Origin of the sequence: Paenibacillus sp. JDR-2 (genome assembly GCF_000023585.1) — a bacterium.
GTDB lineage: Bacteria > Bacillota > Bacilli > Paenibacillales > Paenibacillaceae > Pristimantibacillus.
Map to the genome: position 1 here is coordinate 5,099,412 of NC_012914.1, position 17,677 is coordinate 5,117,088.

Sequence of the window (17,677 nt, forward strand, 5' to 3'; positions counted from 1 at the left end):
CAATTGTCCGGTTTGTCAATACAGTCATGCTTTATTTATTTTTTCATGAAATGGAGGGTGCGCGCATGACCGATAAAAAGAAGGACTCGCAAGAGGTGAGCAAGATGATTCTGCAAACCGCAAGGTCCCTTTTTGCCGAGCACGGTGTTGAAGCCGTCAGCATGCACCAGATTGCTAAATCCATTCAAATTGGACAAGGCACGCTGTACAGGCGTTATGCGAATAAATCCGACTTATGTATGGACCTGATGAATGATACCTTCGAGGATCTGATGGAGGAAATCCGCCGGCTGCTTGAGCCGCTCGCCGATAAGCCTGTCCGGGACAGATTGACAGCCGTTCTCCGGCGTCTGATCGTATTCTCGAATGATCAGCTGGAATGGCTCAATGTCATTAAGGTCAGCAAAACGTGCAAGCCTGATGACATGGATTTCTACGAAAGTCCAAACTACCGGAAACTAAATAATCTGTTTCTATCTCTTCTTCAGGAAGCACAGAGCAAAGACGAAATTATAGCGCTTATTCCCGAATTTACAGCCCATATGCTGATCAGTGCCATGGCTCCCGAATCTCTTATCTATTATTCGAAGGTGCTGGGTTATTCGATCGAACAGATTGCGGACAACTTCTGTATTACGATGCTGAATCCGCTGTTCAAGACCAAGTAAGGTGAATCGGCTTCTCCGTCCTTTAAAAAAGCTCCGCCGTCAGCCAATATAAAGGCTAACGGCGGAGCTTTTTTAATTAGGGAATATAAAGCAGTTGTCCTTCCGCAACGGAAGATTCGTTCAAGCCGTTATACAGCAAAATCTCACGCGGATTCAGACTGTATCTGACCGCGATCGACTCCAGCGTCTCGTCTCTTTGCACGATGCAGACACGGATTTTGCGGAATTCGTTCTCCTCCGACTGTTTGCCGAGGAATAAAGTCTTCCACTCGATATCGTCGCCGGAAGAACGGGTTTTCGCCTGCTCGGCTTGCTGGGCTGCAACTTCTTCCGCCGCTTGGCGTGCAGCCTGCTCCCGCTTGCTCGTTTGCAGCAGCGTCATCAGACCAACATTCGGCGCTTGCTCCGGATTGTTTTCCGGCTGCTTGCTGCCTACGCCAATCCGGATCTCCTGCTTATCGTTGTCCGGCACGCGGGGAGCCTCGGGCTGTGCCTGCCATTCCGCTTCGCTAGCCGACTCTCCGTCAAAGGAAGCAAACGCCTCCTCGTTAGGTTCATCCGCTTGCCCGGCGTATGGCTCTTCCTGCCAATCCTCTTCGCTTTCGTGCTCGAACTCGTAAGTATTCTCCCTCTGCGAAGGCGGAGGCGCCTGAGGAGGAACCGTTGGCTGATAGAACGAAGCATTCTGTTGATTAACCGGCTGATAGGACTGCGCGTCAGGCTGATTCACTGGCTGATTGGCCGGCTGGCCCGATTGGAACCATTGCGAAGCAGACCAGCCGCTGTCCCTCGGCGAAGCCGAGATCGTGACGGAAGCATCCGCTTCGTCAATCTCTTCTTCCTGCTCTTCTTCCTCGAATGCCTCGAAGCTTTCTTCTTCCTCTTCTTCCTCAACCTCTTCTTCCTGAGCTCTTTGCGTTCCCGGCAGCTGGCCCGCATAACCTGTAAAATAAGGCTGCTGGGTCACGGACTGCCAAGTTTCCTGAGGCTGGGCCTCAATGTCCGATTGCGCCTCTGCCTCAAATTCGGATTCTTCATTCGAAGCCTCGCGCTCATGTACGACCGTGATCGGCTCCTCACGCCAAACTTCTTCCGCATCCGGAAGCGGCTCAACGAGTATACCTCTAAGCGATAACACGCCGGTCACGTTAAGCGTCCGCGCAGACAATAAGTCGACATCAAAATTATCAATTTCTACCGAAATGTCGTCGAGCCGAGATACCCGGTTGAGCGGCAGCGTAATTTCGACCGGAATCCAGTGCTCCAGCGTCTGCAGGCTGCCTCCGTCCGATTGGCCGCGATACACGCCGTTCAAGAGCAGCTGCCCCTTCAATACAGCATGATCACCCTGCTCAATCACCTGAATACGCGGGGTTAGCTCAATTTCCTCCAGTTCGTCAATCGCCGCTACCTCATCCGGCAAATGAATACGCTCATACAAATCAAATCGCAAGCCTTTGGATTGATCTGTCACGCGATATCCTCCCTCCCAATACCATAAATGAAAAGCAAATGCCTAAAGCTTGGGCTAAAGTTACATTCACTACTATCTATATGGCGCGGAAATAAGGAGCATGACTATCAATTTGTCCGTCCGCCCAGCTTGTCAAGAAGATTCACAAGCCATTCGGGCTTCGCCGCGGCGGCTTCTACTAATTCACCCGTCCATGGATGAGGAAAAAGCAGCCGTTCGCCATGTAGCGCCTGATGCTGCAGCAGCCTAGTATCCCCGCCGTACAGCTTGTCGCCAAGCAGGGGATGGCCAAGATGGCTCATATGCACGCGAATTTGATGGGTTCTGCCGGTTTCCAGCTGTAAGCGGACAAGAGTAGCATCCGAAAAAGCGCGGATGGTTTCATAGTGGGTAATAGCTAGATCGCCGCCAGGCGTTACGCGTCGTCTTGAAGAATGATGACGGTCTTTGCCGATTGGGGCATTAACCGTGCCGGAGGACTTCTTCACCTTCCCCTGGACGACAGCAAGATAACGCCGGTCAATCCGCTTCTCGCGCATGGCTTCATCCAGAACCCATTGGGCAAGATCATTTTTCGAATAAAGCACCGGACCGGATGTATCGTCATCCAGGCGGTGGATATGCCGCACGGGAAGCGGATCGCCTTGCTCAAGCAGCCATCGCGCCGCCGCTTCATCCAGTGTACCGGTCTGACCGGAATGGGATTCATGGACCGGCATGCCCGCGGGTTTATTAAGGACAAGACTGAAATCATCCTCGTAGAGGACCTCCGTTGTCTGTTCCAGCAAGGAATGGCCGCTGCTCTTTACTTTGCGGTATAACGAATCCGAGACTGGGTCAACCGGCGGGAAAGCTAGGAGGCGAATCCGCTCTCCCTCCCAGCCGATACCGCCTACCGAGAACAAACGGTTAATCCATTTTGCCGGAAATAAAGAACAGGCCAGCAGCCACTGCCGCACAAGATGCGGGTGACTGCCGGCCTCCGGAATGGAAAGCTGCTCCGTTTGCTGCCCGGAAGCCGTATCCTTGCCTGCCGCCTCCCCGGCCAAATCCGCCGGCAGAAGCGACAGCCATTGCCCCTCGCGTCGATAAGGACGTTTATGCATGGATATCGAAACCTTCCTGTTCTACATTTTATATTTTATAAGCTTGCAAGCACCTGATCATGGATGGCAATCGTTGCGTCGATATCTTCGTCCGAATGGACGGCTGATACAAACATGCCTTCAAACTGCGAAGGAGCAATACTTACGCCCAGATCAAGCATCGCAGAGAAGTACGCTCTGAATTGTTCAAGATTAGAAGTCTTGGCTGTTTCGAAGTTAATGACATGCGTATCGGTGAAGAACGGACATACCATCGAACCGACCCGGTTAATCGTTGTTGCAATGCCATGCTTAGCGGCATTTTTCTCAAAGCCGAGCTGAAGCCGGACGGCTTGACGCTCCAGCAGCTCGTAAGTTTCCTTTGTCAGCAGTTTCAGCGTTGTATAGCCGGCTGCCATTGCAAGCGGGTTGCCGGATAAGGTACCGGCTTGATAGATCGGGCCGCTTGGCGCGATCATTTCCATAATCTCGCGTTTCCCGCCGTAAGCGCCGACAGGCAGACCTCCGCCGATGACTTTGCCGAAGCAAGTCAAGTCCGGCGTTACGTCATACAGCCCCTGCGCACAGTTGTAATTGACGCGGAAGCCAGTCATGACTTCGTCAAAGATAAGCAGGCTGCCGTATTGCTCCGTCAGCTCGCGGAGCCCTTGCAGGAAGCCCGGCAGCGGCGGGACAACTCCCATATTGCCCGCTACAGGCTCGACAATAATGCAGGCAATCTCTTCACCAAACTTTTCGAAGGCTAGCTTGGCCGATTCCAGATCGTTGTAAGGAACGGTAATCGTTTGGGATGCTACGCCTTCCGGAACGCCGGGGCTGTCCGGAAGTCCAAGCGTTGCTACGCCGGAGCCCGCTTTAATAAGCAGACTGTCGGCATGTCCGTGATAGGAGCCTTCAAATTTCAAAATCTTACTGCGCTTCGTATAACCGCGCGCAAGACGCAGAGCACTCATCGTCGCTTCCGTACCGGAGTTTACCATACGGACGATATCAACGGAAGGAACACGTTCAACGACCAGCTCGGCCATTAGTGTCTCCAGCTCGGTTGGAGCGCCAAAGCTTGTTCCTTTTTCCGCGGTTTTCTTAATCGCTTCGATAACTTCGGGATGGGCATGACCCATGATGAGCGGTCCCCAGGAACCCACGTAATCAATGTAACTGTTGCCATCGATATCATAAACACGGCTACCCTTGCCGTGATCCATATACACCGGGTTAAGACCTACGGATTTGAAAGCACGCACCGGGCTGTTCACACCGCCGGGAAGCACTTGCTTCGCACGGGCGAAAGCCTCTCTCGAACGGTCGTCGCGTCTGTTGCCAATCGATTTGCTCATCCCTGATTACTCTCCTCTCAGCCAGCGCGAAGCATCCTTCGCATGGTAAGTAATGATCAGATCCGCACCCGCACGCTTCATGCTGATCAGCTTCTCAAGCACGATCGCCTTTTCGTCAATCCAACCGTTGGCCGCAGCGGCTTTCACCATTGCGTATTCACCGCTTACATTGTAAGCGACGATCGGCAGATCGAAGCTGTCGCGAAGCTGGCGAACGATATCGAGGTAAGAAAGAGCAGGCTTGACCATCAGCATATCCGCGCCTTCGAGCACGTCGGAATCAGCTTCGCGCAAAGCTTCACGGGCGTTGGCCGGGTCCATCTGATACGTCTTGCGGTCGCCGAATTGCGGCGCGGATTTCGCAGCATCCCGGAATGGTCCGTAGAAGGCGGAAGCATATTTAACGGAATACGACAAAATCGGAACATGGCTGAAACCTGCCTCATCAAGGCCTTCACGAATAGCCGATACAAAACCGTCCATCATGTTCGATGGAGCAATCACGTCTGCTCCCGCTTCCGCCTGGGAAACAGCCGTGCGAACGAGCAGCGACAGTGAAGGATCATTATCCACAACCGCCGTTCCCGTAGCTTGATCCAAATGCACCATGCCGCAATGTCCGTGATCCGTAAATTGGCACAGACAAGTATCCGCCATAACGATCAGCTCAGGCGCCCATTTTTTGATCAGGCGCGTAGCTTCCTGAACGATACCGTTCGGATCATAAGCCGAAGTACCTTCAGCATCCTTATGGTCAGGCAGACCAAAGAGCATAATTGCCTGAATGCCAAGGGAAGTAATCTCGCGGATCTCCGCTTCCAGAAGATCAAGGGAGAAGCGGTATACACCCGGCATCGAGCTAATCTCTTCCTTGATGTTCGTTCCGTATTTCACGTAGATTGGATATATAAAATCATTCGCCGTCAGTACGGTTTCGCGTACGATATTGCGCATAGCGGCCGATTGACGTAATCTGCGGTGTCTCACAATGGGAAATGCCATTTTATATTCCTCCTTTAATCCTGCTAGCGATGGGTATGCGATAATTGCCGATAATTAAGACGGATCAGCCTTCAAACGTTTGGTTATTTGATGCTGAACCAGCGCTTCAACCAGTGCCTCGATTGTAGCATTCTCCGGTTCAAGCGTAACGGAAAGTCCGGCTTCCGAAGCCGTCTTCGAGGTTACGGGACCGATGCTGACCACATCAATGCCGGCCAGCTGCGCGACCGGATCCTCGAACCCGTTCCTGCGAAGCAGCTCAAGCAAGTTCGTTACCGTCGAAGAACTGGTGAACGTAATCGCATGAATCTCCCGGTTGCGGATCCATTCGAACGCCTGCTCATCCTGCGAGTCCGCAATCACCGTCTCGTAGACATCCAGCTCAACCGGGACAAGTCCCTTAGCCTTCAGCTCACGCGGCAGAATCTCGCGAGCGAGATCTCCTCGCGGAAGAAGAACCTTCTCTCCCGGCCTCAGCTCGCCTTCCAGCTGTTCGAGCAGGCCTTCCGCCTGGAACTTGGCTGGCAGCTGATCCGCAATCAAGCCACGCTTCCGCAGAGCTTCCGCGGTCCGAGGACCAACTGCCGCAATACGGGCTGCATGGAAGCGCCGAATATCCACGTTAAAGCGATCCAGCCAGTTGAAGAAATACTCCACCCCATTCACGCTCGTAAACATGATCCAATTATACGACTCTGCACCTGCAAGGGCAGTGCGGATTCCTTCGACAGCAGCCTCATCCCGAGGCTCGCGCGTCTCAATTACCGGCAGCTCGCAAGGCTCGCCGCCAAGCTCTTCAATCCGGTCTGCCAGGTCGCTGGCTTGGGCTCTAGCCCGCGTGACAAGCACGCGTACGCCAAAGAGCGGCTTTTTCTCGTACCATTTCAGCTTGTCCCGCTGCAGAACCACATCGCCAACAACGATAACCGCCGGCGGCTGGAAGTTCGCCTCTTTCACGATCCGTTCAATCGACTCCAGCGTGCCAACAATCGTCTGCTGCTCCACGCGGGTCCCCCAACGGATAAGGGCAACCGGAGTTGTTGCCGGCTTGCCGTGACGGATAAGCTGCTCGGCAATATAACCGATCTTGGCTACACCCATTAGGAAAATAAGCGTGCCCGTCGCATTGGTCACCTTGTCCCAATGAATGGTACGGTCGAGTTTTTCCGGGCTCTCATGCCCCGTAACGATGGATAGGGAAGAAGCCAGATCGCGGTGGGTCACCGGAATACCGGCATAAGCGGGAACCGCGATAGCCGACGTAATGCCCGGAACAATCTCAAAGGAAACGCCATTGTCCTGCAGCAATTCCGCTTCTTCGCCGACACGGCCGAAGATTGTTGGATCCCCGCCTTTCAGCCTTGTGACCGTATGGCCTTCCAAAGCCAGATCAACAAGCAGCTGGTTGATCTCTTCCTGCTTCATCGTATGGCGGTCCGGAAGTTTGCCGACGTAAATTTTACGGGCGCCTTCCTTCATATATCTCAGCAGCCTTGGGCTCGCCAGGCGGTCATAGACAACAACGTCGCTGCGTCTCAGACATTCCAGTCCACGAAGCGTAATAAGCTTCGGATCTCCCGGTCCGGCGCCTACGAGATAGACAACTCCTTTATTCATAACGTTATCCCCCGAATTCCGCCAAAATGCGATCCGCGCCTCTTGCTGACAATGCCGCCGCTACATCCCGGCCAAGCTGCTCCGGATCCGTTCCCTTCCGGATTTCCTTCAGCATCACTTCTCCGTCGGGAGAGCCTACCATCCCGGTCAGCTCCAGCTCAGCGTTATCAAAGCTGTCTTCCGACTTCTTGTGCACCACTGCAAAAGCACCGATCGGAACCTGGCAGCCGCCGTTCAGCGCGCCTAGGAAGCTTCTCTCTGCACGGACAGACAACGAGGTTTCGGTATCATTCAACAAATTGAGCAGCTCGCGCACGCCGGCATCGGCCGTACGGCACTCAATGCCAAGCGCTCCTTGTCCAACCGCCGGGATGGATAGATCAACCGGAATAAACGCCGAGATCCGGTCCTGCCAGCCCATGCGGGATAGACCTGCAGCAGCCAGAACAACCGCATCAAAGCCTTCCGTTTCAAGCTTCCGGATCCGTGAATCGATATTGCCGCGGATAGAGTCAAGCTTAAGATCCGGACGTATATTTTTAAGCTGACTGGAACGGCGCAGACTGCTTGTTCCGACACGTGCGCCGGCAGGCAAATCATCAAGCGAGCTCCCTTGCTTCATAATCAGGCAGTCGCGGGGATCAACCCGTCTCGGAGTTGCGCCGTTCATCAGTCCTTCCGGCAGCTCATATGGCATATCCTTCATGCTGTGGACAGCCATGTCGATCTCGCCGTCTAGAAGAGCCTGTTCGATTTCTTTTACAAACAAGCCTTTACCGCCAACCTTGGACAACGTAACATCCAGAATGCGGTCACCCTTCGTCACAATTTTCCGAATTTCAAAATGGTAATCAAACCCGTGTTTCTCGCTGATACGTTTCAATTCGTCAATGACTTGCCCCGTCTGCGTCAAAGCAAGAGCACTCTGGCGTGTCCCAACCACGATTGTACGCGGTCCATTATTATGAGCTCCCATTATTGTCTTCCTCCCGTCGTCAATCCAAGGGCCTCTTCGCCCGAAGTCGTTCTACCCAAGCTTTCAATTCGATGTCCATCCGATCCGTGAGCGGCACCTCTTCGGCGGCCAGTCTGAGCAGCGCTTCCCGCTCGCCAGGTTCAGAGACAGCGGCCTTCACATATTCGCGCAGCCGCCTGAGCTGCTCCACATGATAACCGTACTCTTCGCCGTATTGCCGTTCCAGCTCCCGCTTCAACCTGGCAGAAAAAGCCGGGCTTGCTCCAGTAGCGGAGACGGCAATCAGCAGATCTCCACGCCGTATAACCGAGGGATTCAGAAACCCTCTTCCCGCGGCCTCATCAACCGAATTTACCAAAGCACCGGCCCGCCTGCCGTCATCCGCGATTCGTCGGTTAAGCCCGGTATCATTCGTTGCGGCAAAAAGCAGTCGGGCATCGATCGCGTCTTCAGGCTCATAGGTCCGGCAATGCCATCGAAGGGATCCGCATGAAACAAGCTCCTGCAGCCGGGATGTGATCTGCGGACTGACAAGAATGACCGTATCCGCTCCCGCCTCCAGAAGGCCTAACGCCTTGCGCTCGGCAATCCGTCCGCCGCCTATTATGACGCAGCGTTCGCCGCGAAGCTGAAGCATCACCGGGTAGTAGCCGTTCATGCGCATCCCCTCTTCTAGTGAAACGTCGATAAATAACTGGATAACAGATTAATAATCAACATAACAAATGCAATCAGATGAAGTCTTGCAAGCTGCGTGCCGGGGCGTCTTAGCATCGCCCTTTGAATGATATAATTGACGTAAAAGATCAAAGTCGCAAACGAGGTCAGCACCTTCCAGTCAAGCAGCAGCTGCGGGCGTCCTTCCGCAAGCAGCACGGTAACGGCAACCGATAAGGACATCGCAAGAAGCGGTACCCCGATTATAATGGCCCTGTCCGAGAAACGTTCTATCCTATCGAGGCTTGGCAGCCTCCGCGTGAACGGGGTCCATCGTTTTCCTTTCAGCTGCTTGTGCAGGAACAGGTACATCCCCGCGAAGATGGATCCTATCGTAAGCGATGCGTAAGCGCATAGCACCAAACTAATATGTACAAGGAGCAAGTCGCGCATCGCCTGCGAAACTCCAAACTGCTCATCCATTCCAGGCCGGCTGTACAAGTTAAGAGCCAGCACGGAGAAGCTGATGATGTTGACCAGAAAGACGAGAAACTCGATTTTGAAAAACTGGCTGATGACCAGTGATATCGTAACAAGCAGCCACGAGAAGCCTAGCCAATATTCAAAGGATGAGATTGCCGTTATCTCGAAATGGGTCACGAGCCGGCTCACCAGAATGACGGTTTGCAATATCCATACAAAAATAAGGAGCCCTGTTCCAATCCGCTTCGCTCTCCGGTTCGCATCCATGAAATCGGAGAAGTAAAACAGAAGGCTCAGGGCGTAAATATAAAGTATCGCGTCGTAAAGCCATTTTTGCGTAAAAAACATAAGCCTCCACCTTGCCGCCCTTCGCGATTATTCGGGTAGCGCGCTATTATCGAAGGATGGACGCCAGTGCCGAAGCTGCCGGACGTGCAGGCATCGTTTTCTTTTTCGCCGCAGACGCCGTGTCTGCTTCAGCTTGTTTCGACTGGGCCAGCTCATCTTCAAGCGCAAACAACTTAACGAACATATCCATTGCTTCCTCGGAATGTTTCTCCCCGGCCATCTCTTTAATCCGCAGGATCGGATCTTGCATCATCTGGTTCACAATGCTCTTCGTCAGCTTGCGGATCACCTTCAGTTCATGCTCGTCCAGATCTGGCAGCTTGTTCGTCAGGCTGTTAAGCGTCTCTTCATGAATGTGGGCAGCCTTTGTCTGGAGGGCACGGATTAAAGGAACAACGCCAAGCGTTTTGTACCATTGCTCAAACTGCTCCGACTCTTGTTCAATCATCGTTTCGATCTTCTCCGCTTCCTTCCGGCGCTGCTCGAGATTGCTCGCCACAATACCTTCCAAATCGTCAATGTCGTACAGGAACACGTTCTCGACCGCAGCAATCCCCGGATCGAGGTCGCGCGGAACGGCGATATCAATCATGAACAAAGGCTTCGACTTCCGGCGCTTCATCGCCTCGGCTACCGCTTGGCGTTCCAACACATAACCATCCGCTCCCGTAGAGCTGATAACAATGTCCGCTTCGTGAAGCTTGCTTGCCGCGTCTTCCATCGGGCAGGCAATACCGTTAAACTTTTCTGCAAGCTGGGCCGCGCGTTCATACGTCCGGTTCACCACAATAACGCGGTCAGCGCCATTCGCGTACAGATGCTTCGCCGTAAGCTCGCCTGTCTCGCCAGCGCCAATCACCATTACCGTCTTCTTGCTGAACTGGCCAAAAATCCGCTTGCCAAGCTCAACAGCCGCATAGCTGACCGACACCGCCGATTCTCCAATCGTTGTCTCCGAATGAGCACGCTTGGCCATCGTAACCGCTTGTTTGAACAGCATGTTGAACAGGGTTCCTGTCGTCTTCTGCTGCTGTCCAAGCGCAAAAGCATCCTTTACTTGACCCAGGATTTGCGTCTCGCCGATCACCATCGAATCAAGCCCGCTTGTTACCCGGAATAGATGCTCGATAGCCTTGTCATCCTCATGCATATATAAATGGCTAGTGAACTGCTCTCTAGGCAGCTTGAACCACTGCTCCATAAAGCTGCGGATATAATGTCCGCACAGATGATGTCTGTCCACTACCGCATACAGCTCGGTACGATTGCAGGTCGCAACAATGACACATTCCATAATGCTGCTCGTGTTCATCAGCTGTTTCATTGCTTCCGGTAATTCTTTCTCGGCAATCGCAAACCGTTCTCTTACTTCAACGGGAGCCGTCCGGTAGTTCAAGCCGACTACGATAATGTGCATGCGCGTTCACCTGCCTTTCTTCAAAATTAACTTTAGAATGATTATAACATAGTTCGACAAGCCGTACGGCTTCATATTGGCTTCATTTATGAATAATGTTTGAAAACCCTCATTGCCATTATTCCCTGTTTATACAAAGAAAATAACCATGGACCGAGGTCTATGGTTATCTCTATATCTTTTCAATTTAAAAGCTTAAACAAGCTCAACTTGTTGCATTTTTGGTTCTTCTACTTTCAACTCGCCCATGCCGCGAACAAGCTTCTTCGCATGAGTAGTCGTTGGCTTCAGTACAGCGATCATGTAGTCAATCGCAAGCTGTGGATCCACAGTTTCACCGCAAGTGTAGCAGTCGAGAGCGGCGAATCCTTTCTCAGGATACGTATGAATCGAGAGATGACTCTCCGACAGCAATACAAGTACTGTTGCTCCTTGAGGCTCAAATTGTTTCGATTGCACCGATAGTACGGTAGCGCCGCATGCTTCAGCAGCCTCCACCATTTGGGCTTGCAAAAATTCAGCGTTGTTCAGCAGATCAAAGTCTACTCCCCAAGTATCAACAGCAACGTGTCTTCCGAAAGTTGAATATTCCATCTTCCGGTTCCCCCTTCCTAGGAATAAAATGTTTAAAAAAATTTCATCCGCTAGGACCTACGTCATTCACTTCCCGAGGGAATAATCTCTCGCAACATAACCATGTCCTGAGTGAATCCTGGTTCCTATTTTGTTTAGACCAATGTTTTCAACGAGATTAAAAATAACATCTATTGGGCAGAATTGCAACTCTTTTTTTCGGGAAGAAACGAAAACTTTTTTCCGCTTTAATCCCGTATACACAGTATGTAGGTGAAGCGGTTTCGGTACCTTGCACAGCGTCCAATCCGATATCATTTTTTTTGTGAACAAAAACGAAAAAAAGAAGCCGCATTCAGCGGCTCCTAAATTCAAGGCTTATCGGTTAAGCTTCTAATACAAACAATTTCTTGGTCAGCATCGTCAGTCTTTCGTCGATGCCGGCAATTTGCAGACGGTCCTTCGTTTGATTGCGCAGGTCAAGCAACTCATTAATCGCGTTGTTGACCAGCTCGATTTCACGTTCGATCAAGCGGCTCTTGAACACACGCTCCAACTGGCCGACCGTATCCTTATATTCGAATACGACCCGTGTGCCCGACGATGTGCTTTCAACGATTTTGCGGACGCTGCCATTTGTATAATGGTAGATCATCGTATAATGGCTGTAGATACGATTAACAACTGCGTCTCCACGGAAAGCCGTTACGGCTTTGCGCATGGCGTTGGTCAGCTTGGGGTGAATGAGGCGGCAAGAGAGTTCACATACATAGTAGTCTTGCTGACGTTCAAACGTCAGTGTGACTTCTTCCTTCCCTGCTACGTCTTCGAGAACCAGCTCCTGGTTTCCGTTATCGAGGACCTTCACGTTCATGCATACCTGCTGGTCATCGAAAAACCGAATAAATTGCTTCATCTCATCGCTCGTCAATTGCAGTTTGGCGCTTACATACTCTGTGGCTAGCCGCTGAGCCATAAAAATCTCCTCAATTCTTTAAACTTGCGCTTTTGTTCTTAATGCCTAAGTATATTATACGTGATCAGAGCTTTTTATTCCTGTCGTTCAGCCTCGATATTCTCGCATATTTCTGAAAAATCCCGTAGATTTCACGAGGAACGCTGTATTTCTTGCTGTATCCTCTGCATTATAGAGGAAGTTATTGATCTATCTCCGTTATATGCCCAATCGCTCCATTAATGACCTCCCACAGCTTCTCGCGGCCAAGCCCCGTCTCCGAAGAAAACATGACCAGCGAGTCGCGTGGATCTGCCTCAAGCGTCTCCTTGATTACCTTTACGTGCTTGTCCCATTTGCCCTTCGGGATTTTGTCCGCTTTCGTGCAGACGATGCAGGTCGGCACGTTATAATGCTTCAGCCAATGATACATGAGCACATCGTCCTTTGATGGAGCATGCCGCATATCGATAACCAGAAGCTGCAGCTTTAGCTCCTTACGGTCGCGAATATAAGTCTCAATCATTTGCCCGAACAGCTCTCGCTGCGTTTTTGATACTTTGGCATATCCATATCCGGGAAAATCGACGAAGTAGACCATGTCATTCACACGATAATAGTTAAGCTGCTGCGTTTTGCCGGGCTGCGAGCTTGTTCTCGCCAAGTTTTTACGCAAGATCAATTTGTTAATAAGCGATGATTTGCCGACATTGGAACGCCCTGCCAGAGCAATCTCTGGCAAGGCGTCAACTGGATATTGCGAAGGTCTTACTGCACTTATGATAAATTCTGATTGGGTAATTTTCATCCGATTACTGTTCCTGCTTTCTCTTCGGTGTTAGCCGGCAGCAGCGCATGCTGCAGAACTTCGTCCATATGGCTGACAGGAACAAAAGTCATTGCACTGCGCACGCTGTCCGGAATATCGCTTAAGTCGCGTTCATTATCCTTCGGCAGAAGCACCTTTCGGATGCCTGCCCGGTGAGCGGCGAGCGATTTTTCCTTCAAGCCGCCAATCGGAAGCACACGGCCGCGCAGCGTAATCTCGCCGGTCATTGCTACTTCCTTTGATACATACCGGTTCGTCAGGGCGGAAATCAAAGCGGTTGCCATCGTTATGCCGGCTGATGGTCCGTCTTTAGGAATGGCGCCCTCCGGAATATGAATATGGATATCCTTGTTCACATGGAATTCGGGATCGATTCCAAGCTCAATGGCCTTGGACCGAGTATAACTGAATGCGGCCTGTGCCGATTCTTTCATAACGTCGCCAAGTTTACCGGTTAAGGTAAGCTTGCCGCTGCCCGGCATAACCGTTACCTCGATAACCAGCGTATCGCCGCCAACCTCGGTCCAAGCGAGGCCGGTTACGGCACCAATCTGGTTTTCGACCTCGGCTGTGCCATGACGGAACTTCGCAGGTCCTAGCCATTCCTTCAGCAGATCCGGCGTAACCGTCAATGTCACTGCCGAAACCTCCGCTTGGGCTTGCTTCTCCTCGGCTGCCGCCGCATCATCGTCTGCGCCAAAAGCCGCCTCCAGCGTATTCAGCTCGGGAGCTTCATAAGGCTGACCGGCCAAATCTTCTTCGCCCCGCTCCTTGCTTCCGGCTACGGACTTGGAACCCTCCGATACAATATGCTTCGCAGCTTTCCGGCTCAAAGCGGCAATTTGCTGCTCCAGATTCCGTACGCCGGATTCACGCGTATATTCTCGGATCAGCTGCAAGACAACTTCATCCTCAACGACAAGCTGATCTTCCGCCAGTCCATGCTCCCTGCGCTGTTTCGGCAGCAGATAGCGTTCCGCAATCTGCTGCTTCTCCAGCTCCGTATAGCCCGGAATATAAAGCACTTCCATCCGGTCGAGCAGCGGACGCGGAATATTGTGCAGCGAGTTGGCCGTTGTGACAAACATCACATTAGACAAATCAAAAGGCACTTCGATGAAATGGTCGCTAAACGTATTATTCTGCTCCGGATCAAGTACCTCAAGCAGCGCAGATGAAGGATCTCCGCGGAAATCGCTTGCCATCTTGTCGATCTCGTCAAGCAGGAAAACCGGATTATAGGATCCTGCCGTCTTCATTCCTTGAATGATCCGTCCAGGCATAGCGCCTACATACGTACGGCGGTGACCGCGGATTTCCGCTTCGTCACGAACGCCGCCCAGCGAGATTCTAACGAATTTGCGGTCAAGCGATTTGGCGATCGAACGGGCAAGTGAAGTTTTACCGACACCCGGAGGCCCTACCAGGCAAAGGATCGGTCCTTTCATCTTCTTCACCAGCTGCTGTACCGCCAAATATTCAAGCACGCGCTCCTTCGGCTTCTCCAGGCCGTAGTGATCGTTATTGAGGATCTCTTCCGCCTTGCTTAGGGATAAGTCATCTTCCGTATGCTTGCTCCAAGGCAATGCTAATAACCAATCGATATAATTGCGGATAACGCCGCCCTCGGCTGAGGTTGCGGGCATTTTTTCCAGACGGTCGATTTCCTTCTCTACTTTCTCCCGCACATTGGCAGGAACTCCCGCTTCAGCCAGCTGATTGCGGAGCTCCTCGACCTCGCCGGCACGTCCTTCCTTCTCGCCAAGCTCCTTCTGGATCGCTTTCATCTGCTCGCGCAAATAATATTCCTTTTGCGTCTTCTCCATCTGCTTCTTGACGCGCTGGTTAATTTTGCGTTCGAGCTCGAGCACCTCGCGCTCGTTATTCAGGATATCAAGCAGACGCTCTAGGCGCTCCCGGACGTCAATGGTCTCGAGAATATCCTGCTTATCCTTGATCTTCAGCGACAAATGGCTCGTAATGACATCGGCCAGCCTGCCCGGCTCATCGATATCCGATACCGCCGCAAGCGTCTCCGGCGTTACCTTCTTCGATAGCGAAATATAATGCTCGAACTGGCTGAGTACCGACCGCATAAGCGCATCCACTTCAGGATCGTCAGTCTCCGGCTCAGGAAGCTCGAGCACCGTTACTTCGTAAAACTGTTCATTTGGTACATAATCCACAACCTCGGCTCTTACAACGCCTTCAACAAGCACGCGGATAGTACCGTTTGGCAGCTTAAGCATCTGTCTGACCTTCGCAATGGTGCCGACGCGGTAAATATCGTCTTCTGTAGGCTCTTCAATATTGACTTCGGATTGCGAGCACAGAAGAATCATATGATCGTCGATCATGCATTTCTCCAGCGCCCGCACCGATTTGTCCCTTCCCACATCAAGGTGGAGCACCATGCTGGGATATACAAGCAGCCCCCTTAAAGGAAGCAGGGGAAGCCGACGGCCTTTTGTTTTTCCGGATCCCACACCAGCACCTCCAATTGTTTCGAATACCCTATTTTATCATTCCACGGAATCCGCCTGCAAATAGGGAACCCCCGAAGCGATAAAAAGATCGGAACCGACATGGTTTTCAACCTCTGCGACAACGGTTTCGCCAATTGGGAAGACATATCTGAACACCTCGTCAACCCGGTCTACCGGGATGACCTTCAGCCCTTCCAGATCAGCAAAAATCGCCTGCCAGTTCTCGCGCGGAATAATGACCGTCTCCGCACCAGACTGGAACGCCGCTTCTACCTTGGCAAGCACGCCCCCTACCGGCTTCACGTTACCGTGTATGCCAACCTCGCCGGTCATCGCCAGCTTGTTGTCAATCGGTATCTCTTTGATTGCAGAGGCAATTGCCGTTGCCATGGCAATGCCGGCGGATGGCCCGTCAATCGGCGTGCCGCCAGGGAAGTTGATATGCAGGTCAAAGTCCTGCGGGGTCAATCCGTAGCGGCGGAGCATCGTCAGCACGTTTTCAACCGAGCCCTTCGCCATGCTTTTCCGTCTAAGCGTCCGGGAACCGCCGCCAAGCTCTTCCTCGTCAACTACGCCGGTAATCGTATATTGGCCTTTGCCGGCAGCCGCCGGAATAGCGCTGACTTCGATTTCTAGCAATGTCCCCATATTAGGTCCATACACCGCCAAGCCGTTAACGAAACCGATTTGAGGTGCTTCCGGCACTTTTCGGTCCGGACGAGGCGGTATTTGGCTGCTGTTCACAACCCATTCCACATCAGCGGCGGTAATGGCATCCCGTTTCTCCGACAATGCAATACCCGCGGCAAGCTGAATGACGTTAACCGCTTCGCGTCCGTTCGTCGCATATTTCTTCACCACATCCACGGCATCCGGACATGGACCAAAGCCGATTTTCTTAACGGCATTCTCGGCAATCGACGCAATCTCGCTTGCGAGCAGCGGACGGAAATAAATCTCCATGCAGCGCGAGCGAATAGCCGGAGGCAGATCCTGCGGCGAACGTGTTGTCGCTCCCACAAGACGGAAGTCGGCAGGCAGACCGTTTTGGAAAATATCGTGGATATAAAGCGGGATATTCGCATCCTCCGAATTGTAATAAGCACTCTCCAGAAACACCTTGCGGTCTTCCAGTACTTTTAACAGCTTATTCATTTGGATTGGATGCAATTCACCGATTTCGTCGATAAACAGGATCCCGCCATGCGCTTTCGTTACCGCACCCGGCTTCGGCTGCGGAATGCCGGCTACGCCCATCGCCCCTGCTCCTTGATAAATCGGGTCGTGAACGGAGCCGATCAGTGGATCGGCAATACCCCGCTCGTCGAACCGGGCCGTAGTTGCGTCAATCTCGGTAAACTTCGCTTCATTCAGAAACGGCGAGGAAGGATTCTTCTTCGCTTCCTCCAATACAACGCGGGCAGCCGCCGTCTTTCCGACACCCGGCGGTCCGTAAATAATGACATGCTGCGGATTAGCGCTGCAAAGCGCCGCCTTAAGCGCGCGCAGACCGTCTGTCTGTCCGACAATGTCCTGCATCGCTTGCGGGCGTGTTTTCTCCGCAAGCGGCTTTGTCAGGGAAACGGAGCGCAGCTTGCGCAGCTTATCCATCTCCTTGCGCGATTCCCGATCGACCGCAGAGCGGTTCGTCTTCTGATTGCGCAGCAGATTCCAGAAATATAAACCAATAACCACAGCAAAAAAAACTTGGATCAGCATCAAAACCATACTTAAACTCATTAACATCTT

The 17,677-nt window shown here is 52.3% G+C and carries 15 protein-coding genes; 1 reads left to right on the forward strand and 14 read right to left on the reverse strand.

The genetic code is table 11. From position 1 onward, the window contains the following. Positions 1-65: 65 nt before the first annotated feature. Positions 66-668, forward strand: a complete 603-nt coding sequence (locus tag PJDR2_RS22315; protein WP_015845992.1) for a TetR/AcrR family transcriptional regulator — start codon at positions 66-68, stop codon at positions 666-668. Between the two features lie 76 nt (positions 669-744). On the opposite strand, the gene PJDR2_RS22320 is transcribed toward PJDR2_RS22315, so the two are convergent. The 14 genes from PJDR2_RS22320 to lonB form a co-directional block, all read right to left on the reverse strand. Continuing rightward, positions 745-2,142: a LysM peptidoglycan-binding domain-containing protein gene (locus tag PJDR2_RS22320; RefSeq protein ID WP_015845993.1), complete on the reverse strand. Its 1,398-nt coding sequence runs from the start codon at positions 2,140-2,142 to the stop codon at positions 745-747. 107 nt (positions 2,143-2,249) lie between these two features. Beyond that, on the reverse strand, positions 2,250-3,248 hold the full coding sequence (locus tag PJDR2_RS22325; RefSeq protein ID WP_015845994.1) for an RluA family pseudouridine synthase: 999 nt from the start codon (positions 3,246-3,248) through the stop codon (positions 2,250-2,252). Positions 3,249-3,283: 35 nt separating this feature from the next. After that, positions 3,284-4,585 carry a glutamate-1-semialdehyde 2,1-aminomutase gene (gene hemL, locus PJDR2_RS22330; RefSeq protein ID WP_015845995.1) on the reverse strand — a complete coding sequence of 434 codons (1,302 nt, stop codon included), beginning with the start codon at positions 4,583-4,585 and terminating at the stop codon, positions 3,284-3,286. A gap of 6 nt (positions 4,586-4,591) precedes the next feature. Continuing rightward, the gene (gene hemB, locus PJDR2_RS22335; protein WP_015845996.1) at positions 4,592-5,587 is read right to left on the reverse strand and encodes a porphobilinogen synthase; all 996 of its coding nucleotides are present in this window, start codon (positions 5,585-5,587) and stop codon (positions 4,592-4,594) included. A gap of 54 nt (positions 5,588-5,641) precedes the next feature. Next, a complete protein-coding gene (cobA, locus tag PJDR2_RS22340; RefSeq protein WP_015845997.1) occupies positions 5,642-7,204 on the reverse strand; it encodes a uroporphyrinogen-III C-methyltransferase in 1,563 nt (520 codons plus the stop codon). 4 nt (positions 7,205-7,208) lie between these two features. Next, positions 7,209-8,180, reverse strand: coding sequence for a hydroxymethylbilane synthase (gene hemC / locus PJDR2_RS22345; RefSeq protein WP_015845998.1), 972 nt, complete (start codon positions 8,178-8,180; stop codon positions 7,209-7,211). A gap of 19 nt (positions 8,181-8,199) precedes the next feature. Beyond that, entirely contained in the window at positions 8,200-8,838 is a 639-nt protein-coding gene (locus tag PJDR2_RS22350; RefSeq protein ID WP_015845999.1) for a precorrin-2 dehydrogenase/sirohydrochlorin ferrochelatase family protein, read from the reverse strand. Positions 8,839-8,852: 14 nt separating this feature from the next. Then, positions 8,853-9,668, reverse strand: coding sequence for a cytochrome c biogenesis protein CcsA (ccsA, locus tag PJDR2_RS22355; RefSeq protein ID WP_015846000.1), 816 nt, complete (start codon positions 9,666-9,668; stop codon positions 8,853-8,855). A 46-nt stretch (positions 9,669-9,714) separates the two neighbouring features. Then, the gene (gene hemA, locus PJDR2_RS22360; RefSeq protein ID WP_015846001.1) at positions 9,715-11,085 is read right to left on the reverse strand and encodes a glutamyl-tRNA reductase; all 1,371 of its coding nucleotides are present in this window, start codon (positions 11,083-11,085) and stop codon (positions 9,715-9,717) included. Between the two features lie 195 nt (positions 11,086-11,280). Continuing rightward, the gene (gene speD, locus PJDR2_RS22365; RefSeq protein ID WP_015846002.1) at positions 11,281-11,679 is read right to left on the reverse strand and encodes an adenosylmethionine decarboxylase; all 399 of its coding nucleotides are present in this window, start codon (positions 11,677-11,679) and stop codon (positions 11,281-11,283) included. A 364-nt stretch (positions 11,680-12,043) separates the two neighbouring features. Then, positions 12,044-12,634 carry a hypothetical protein gene (locus PJDR2_RS22370; protein ID WP_015846004.1) on the reverse strand — a complete coding sequence of 197 codons (591 nt, stop codon included), beginning with the start codon at positions 12,632-12,634 and terminating at the stop codon, positions 12,044-12,046. Positions 12,635-12,815: 181 nt separating this feature from the next. Then, positions 12,816-13,421, reverse strand: a complete 606-nt coding sequence (yihA, locus tag PJDR2_RS22375; RefSeq protein WP_015846005.1) for a ribosome biogenesis GTP-binding protein YihA/YsxC — start codon at positions 13,419-13,421, stop codon at positions 12,816-12,818. Further along, entirely contained in the window at positions 13,418-15,928 is a 2,511-nt protein-coding gene (lon, locus tag PJDR2_RS22380) for an endopeptidase La (RefSeq protein WP_015846006.1), read from the reverse strand. Before lon ends, yihA begins: the two co-directional genes overlap by 4 nt. A gap of 36 nt (positions 15,929-15,964) precedes the next feature. Next, on the reverse strand, positions 15,965-17,668 hold the full coding sequence (gene lonB / locus PJDR2_RS22385) for an ATP-dependent protease LonB (protein ID WP_015846007.1): 1,704 nt from the start codon (positions 17,666-17,668) through the stop codon (positions 15,965-15,967). Positions 17,669-17,677: the final 9 nt, after the last annotated feature.